5 protein-coding genes and 1 pseudogene are annotated in these 5,880 nt (G+C 64.3%); 3 read left to right on the forward strand and 3 right to left on the reverse strand.

Features of this window, described 5'->3' with window-relative positions; all coding sequences use genetic code 11:
* The first annotated feature begins 176 nt into the window (after positions 1-176).
* Positions 177-1,241 (forward strand): annotated as a pseudogene (locus ACH4C6_RS35615) (transposase family protein).
* Between the two features lie 141 nt (positions 1,242-1,382).
* Here ACH4C6_RS35615 and ACH4C6_RS35620 read toward each other — a convergent pair.
* The 3 genes from ACH4C6_RS35620 to ACH4C6_RS35630 all read right to left on the reverse strand — a co-directional run bounded on the left by ACH4C6_RS35620 (position 1,383) and on the right by ACH4C6_RS35630 (position 4,060).
* Positions 1,383-1,682 carry a helix-turn-helix domain-containing protein gene (locus tag ACH4C6_RS35620; RefSeq protein ID WP_398112744.1) on the reverse strand — a complete coding sequence of 100 codons (300 nt, stop codon included), beginning with the start codon at positions 1,680-1,682 and terminating at the stop codon, positions 1,383-1,385.
* Between the two features lie 84 nt (positions 1,683-1,766).
* A complete protein-coding gene (locus tag ACH4C6_RS35625) occupies positions 1,767-2,405 on the reverse strand; it encodes a GNAT family N-acetyltransferase (RefSeq protein ID WP_398112745.1) in 639 nt (212 codons plus the stop codon).
* A gap of 1,214 nt (positions 2,406-3,619) precedes the next feature.
* On the reverse strand, positions 3,620-4,060 hold the full coding sequence (locus tag ACH4C6_RS35630; protein WP_398112746.1) for a hypothetical protein: 441 nt from the start codon (positions 4,058-4,060) through the stop codon (positions 3,620-3,622).
* A gap of 679 nt (positions 4,061-4,739) precedes the next feature.
* Between ACH4C6_RS35630 and ACH4C6_RS35635 the strand changes: the two genes are divergently transcribed.
* Together ACH4C6_RS35635 and ACH4C6_RS35640 are read left to right on the forward strand one after the other, a co-directional pair.
* Entirely contained in the window at positions 4,740-4,853 is a 114-nt protein-coding gene (locus ACH4C6_RS35635) for an IS3 family transposase (protein WP_398112748.1), read from the forward strand.
* 60 nt (positions 4,854-4,913) lie between these two features.
* Positions 4,914-5,880, forward strand: a 967-nt coding sequence (locus ACH4C6_RS35640) for an IS481 family transposase (protein ID WP_398112747.1), incomplete at its 3' end; no start/stop codon positions are given.

Genomic DNA, 5,880 nt, shown 5'->3' on the forward strand with positions numbered 1-5,880 from the left:
CCGACCCCAGTTCCTGGCGCGCGACGGAGTCATCGACTGCCCGGCCTCGTCCTCGAACACGATCCAGGCCCCGCGCTCCGCCGCGGTGCTCTTACGAGTTGGTGCGTGATAGCGGGTGAGGTGTCCTGCCAGGTGGATGGCATGATCCCGCTGTGGTGATCACGGTCAATCGGACGATGCTGGCGCATAGGTTGTTCACGGGACTCTCTCGGCAGCATCTGCCTGCCTGGTGGATGAGTTGGCCGAGCCGTGGCAGGCCGGGGTCGAGAGTCGACGCCATGCTGCGCGAGGCGGGGCCCGCAAGCGAGCCGAAGGTGCCAGCGCCTGTCATCAGCTGGTGTTCGTCGACCGGCTGGTGGCGACCCTGATCCATCTGCGGCACGACCTGCCGCACGCGGTGCTGGGGCTGCTGTTCGACGTCGACCGCTCGACCATCACCCGTGCGATCACAGAGATACGTCCGCTCCTTGCTGATCGGGGGTGCGCGGTCCCCGACCGCCCTGGCCTGCGGTTACGGACACTGAGCCTTTTCCAACCTCACGTTTGTCCTGGTCATGGGCTTGCTGGTGAGTGGCGATGCCAGCTAGTGACAGGCCCGTGACCAGCAGATCCACAATCGGCCGCCATGCGAGGAACGCTCCGCCGGCATGATCGGCGGACCGGACAGTCAAGTTGGAAAAGGCTCACTGGCGGACGTGTTCGCCTACGCCCAGGCCGAGGGCATTGAGCTGCGCCTGGACGCCACTGAGATCCAGGTTCGCCGGCCACCGGCCGGCCGCGGCGGACGGCGCGCGTTCGTCTCGGGCAAGAAGAAGCAGAACACGATGAAGGCCACCGTCATCGCCGACCGGCGGGGCCGCACGTTATGGACCGACGCCCTGCGGCCAGGTCGTATGCACGATGCCACGGCCGCCCCCAACGAAGGCATAGCCGTCTGCTTCCAGCACTTCCCCGATGTCGAGGTCCTCCTGGACGACGGCTATCTCGGCCTGAGCCGCGACCACCGCGGGCAAGCGATCACACCGCCCAGAAGACCCCGGCCGGGAGCACTGCCCGGCCGAGTCCAGCAGTGGGAACGCGACCGCCACGCCCACTCCTCCGACCACATCGCCGTCGAACACGCCCTCGCCGACCACAAACGCTGGAAGCAACTGACCCGCTGGACCCACCGCCGCAACCGCCTGCCCGACACCTACCGCGCAATCGCCAACCTCGTCTCCGACCGCACGGCCAACATCTGAAGACAGCAGTGAGCAAGGCAAAGGCACCTCACCCGCTATCGCGCACCAACTCGTTATTCGTCCCGCCCTGCGCGCACCGCAGCACGATCCTCGCCCGCAGTGCCAGGAACTGCGCGGTCTTCGCGCGCCTCGCCCAACGCGTCAGCTGAGCCCGTTCGTCATCGCTGGGCACAAGCTCCGATTGCGCCGGCCCGGCCGCGGCTCATCCGCAAGCCCGGCCATCCGCCGGGCAGCAAACCGCGAGCGCCACTTCCTCACCGTGTCCGCGCTTACCTTGAACTCCGCCGCTACATGTGTATTCGGCTTCCCGTCCGCGCAACGCCAACACGATGCGCGCCCGCTCGACGAGGCGGGGCGCCACCGCCCCGCCCGCCCAGCGGAGCAACTCGGCGCGCTCCGCATCGACAGCACCACTTCGACGGCACGAGGACCCCGAGACATGAAAACAGGCTACAGACTTAAGCGCGCAATTTCAGGCGCATCACACTAGGGCTTGTCAGGGTCCTCGATCGGCAGAGCTGCGGTTCAGTTCACCGGCAGGGTGAAGCTGATCGTGACGCCGTCTTGTCGTGGGCTGTGGGCGCCGAGGTTCTTGCAGATCCTGAGCATGCGGCGGTTGTCCCGGCTGGTCATCACGGTGATGGCCTTGACTTCAAGAATGTGGGCCTGAGTGATGGCATAACGGGCCAACTGGGTTCCCAGGCCGAAGTTCTGCCAGGTGTCTTCGACAAGGATGCCGAGTTCAGCGAGCTGGTCGTGGCCGGTGTGCATGAGGTGGGTGGACGCGACGAGGAGATGAGGGGAGTCGGCGGGGTGAGTGACCCAGCTTCGGCCCCGGTCCGGATGGACGAGGTTGCGCCACTCGGATGCGGACAGGCTGCGACGGGCACTTTGGTAGCGGCTGAAGCGGGAGTCGAGGGAACAGCGGTCGTGAAGCATATTGACAGCGCCGAAGTCGTCTTCGGTGGCTGGACGGGTGACGGTGACGGTTCCCGTGTGCGTGGTGATATGACGTCCGGTGAACAGTGTTGCGGATTCAGGTGGGGGCAGGGGCGGGTGTCCTGTGCGTCGGAGCTGGTGCTGTGGCCGTCCCATGACATCGGCCACCGTCACGTCAGTCGGTTCAGCCGCACCCGTTAGCCCGGTGACCGTCTTCTGCATCATCTGAAATCCTTAGTCCTCATTGCCCTCGCACCGGGGCGTGGGGTTGGTGCTACGGCGCCTGTTCACCCAGGGCGGCGAAGGGCTCTATGGCGACGGTTCACCCTATGAAGTCTGCGGCATTGCCGTCCGTACCGCCCTCGCCTCATGCACCAGAGCAGCGGATAATGTCCGTTCCGCAGCATTTGACCGGCATCAGTGTGTGTCATGCGCTCAGCACGAGGAGCGAAATGGCGTCCTCAAGCGTGCGGCCAAGTATCACGAGCGCGTTTGGTTCCAAGCAGCGCCTGCGTAGACGACCTTTGCGTACGCGCCTCTGGCCGGGCATTCCTGGTCGGTGCCGGGTGGACAAGGAGCTGTCCGCGATCCGACGCTCCTCGGCTAACCGCGCCTGGCAGGTTTTCCCGGACCTGGACGCGGCAGCAGTTGTGCCGGCTGGGCAGTTGCCGACGGCCGCCGGAGCAAGGCGTGCCCTCAGAGCGAATTTGGCGTGAAGTCCAACAACACTAGCGAGGATTATACCTACGGACTACGTCCGCCATTCCCAAAGCGAAATACCACAATGGCACGGACAGGTGCTACAAATGGCCTATATGGTGGAGCCTCAGCAGCCACCTCGCGTTATATCCTCACGTGCGCGAGACGGGCCGATTTGTATAGGCCGCCAAGCATCTTCTTGGTAATTTTCCTGGGTCGGCTCGGTGATGCGAGAGCGACTTCCGACCCGGCCGCCACACTGCGATTCCAACTCTCAAGCGTTCTCGGCAGTCGCATCACCCAATCAGGGGGTGAAATCTTGCCCTGCCCAGCGGCTTCGGAGGCAACAGCACGAGCCACCGTTTTGTGGTACTCATCGATAAAATCTATGAAGCGGGACTCGATGTATGCACTCTCCCACCGAGAAAACGCCAATGGATTTTTCTGCACCCATTCCGGAACGCGTGGATACTGTCGCTGGTACCCTTGCCTGGCGGCCTTTCTGAGCTCGACTTCAAGCTTTTCCAATGCACTATTCCGTCACTACCTGAAACTAAACAAAGGTCAACCCGCCAAGGCCGACAAAGGGAATCCACTGGATTCCTCTGTCGGACTCGACATGGCGCGCCGCTCCGGAAGCTTTCCCTCGGCGGCCTGACGCATGCGGCATCACGGGGAGAATTCCGCAATCCACCTGGAGAGCTCCCCCGCCATCTTTCGACGCGCGTAGATAAGGCGGATTAACAAGGCCTCATGGACGAGAGCTGATCGGCGAACTCTGCATTGACACCATCCAGCCGAACGGACTGATTCGCGGGAACCCTCAACGACTTACCTTCGTAGTTCGAGTCCTTGTAGAAGCAATAATCATAGACCTTGTACATGTTCAAGATGATTTCAACCTGATCGTTCACATTATGGGGAACATCAATAAACGACGGAACTTCCCCGGACAGAACCTGATCCTTCGGGCTGCTCGTAAAATCGCTATTCATGTAGATAGCGACACCGCTGCGATTCCCGAGCCCTAGGTTCGGGCCGAAGGCGAACTTGCCCTCGATCTTGGGAGCGGCCGTCGCGCGACTCGCTGTTCCCGACGAGTCAAAATCAACGAAGATCGCGGCCGCTGCCATCGAAAGCACAGCCGCACCGCCCGCTACGATAACCTTGATCTTCTTCACACCAGCTCCCAGAGCGTCCAGATTCTTGAAGTGGAAGCATCCGTGCTTCCCGTGATGAGAACGGCGCGTCCCTAAACATGGTTCATCTTGGCCACTGATCTGGACGACATGTGCAATACATCACGTTCAGCTGACCCCGGGTTCGTGGAGTCCCTGAAGCCAGGCTTATGATCCCGGCCCGAAGGAGAACCACGAGCAGTGCCGGCACCACGCAATACCCGGACGAGCTCCGTGGGAGGGCCGTCCGCGAGGTCCACGCCACAAGCCGACCGATCGCGACGTCGCCAAAGATCTGGGTGTCCACAAGGAAGCCCCACGCGGCTGGGTCCGCCAGGCCGAGGCGGACGCCAGCGAACGCGACGTCCGCCGAGCATGAGGAACCGAGTAAAACTCCGCAAAAAGTAGCGGAGTTGAGTGGGCGAACGAGACCCTCAAAGCCGCAAGCGCGTTTCCGCGGCCAAACTCGACCGTCCCCGGACGAGGCCGACCAGGTGATCGAGCACCTCAGTGACAAGGGCCTCGGGGTCGGGTTCGCCTGCCGGGTGCTGGGGCTGTCGGAGTCGGCGTACTACGCGCGCAAAAAGCGGCCGCAGTCAGCTCGCCGACTGCGCGACGAGCAGCTCATGCCACTGATCGAACGGTCCATGCCGAGTCCGGCGACGCCTACGGTGTCCGCCGGATCACCCGCGCGCTGCGACGCAACGGTGTTCTCGTGGCACGCTGCACCGTCGAGCGGCTGATGCGCGAGCTAGTTGTATTGGTCACGAGCGTTGTTAACAGCCGCGAGGCTTGATCGTGGCGAAGGCCCCCGTGTGTGGTGGAGGTGTCGAATCTTCACCGCACGGAGGCCTTCGTGTCCCACCGTAATGCCCGGCTGACCGTTCACGGCAGGCGGCTGCTCGTCGAACGTGTCCGCTCCGGCCGTCCCGTCGCGCACGTCGCCGCAGAGATGGGCATCTCCCGTCCCACGGCCCACAAGTGGATCCGGCGCTGGCGGCTGGAGGACGACAGCGGACTCATCGACCGTTCCAGCCGCCCCCGCAGGACACCACACCGCACCGCGGCCGCCACCGACACGCCTGTCCTCCGGCTGCGGCAGCAGCGCAAGCTCGACCCGGCCCGTATCGCCCCGATCCTGGGCCTGCCCGCCTCCACCGTCCACCGCATCCTCACCCAGCACGGCCTGAGCCGGCTCGCCCACCTGGACCGGCCCACCGGCCAGGTCATCCGCCGCTACGAACGCGACTACCCTGGCGAACTCGTCCACGTCGACGTCAAGAAACTCGGCCGCATCCCTGACGGCGGCGGCCACAAGGTCCCCGGCCGCGATACCGGCCGGCCGATCCGCGGCATGGGCTTCGACTACGTCCACTCCGCCATCGACGACCACACCCGCCTCGCCTACAGCGAGATCCACCCCGACGAGAAGGTCGCGACCTGCGCAGGCTTTCTCACCCGCGCAGCCGCCTTCTTCCGCGCCCACGGCATCACCCGCATCGAGCGCGTCCTCACGGACAACGCCTGGGCCTACTGCAAGGGCCTGGCCTGGAACGACGCCCTCGACAAGCTCGGCGCAACCGGCAAACTCACCCGCGCCTACCGCCCCCAGACCAACGGCAAGGTCGAACGCTTCAACCGCACCCTCCTCGACGAATGGGCTTACCTACGGCCCTACACCACCAACCAGGAGCGGACCGCAGCCCCCTTGCGGGTCAATACAGCTAGCGAGCTCGTGCACGGTAGGCAGGGAGACGTCGAGGATGGCGGCGGGGCTCGGTGTTCACCTCTGCCGCGCCGGCGTCAGGTCCGCGGTCTGCTGA

The organism is Streptomyces sp. NPDC017943 (assembly GCF_044328425.1).
GTDB lineage: Bacteria > Actinomycetota > Actinomycetes > Streptomycetales > Streptomycetaceae > Streptomyces > Streptomyces djakartensis_A.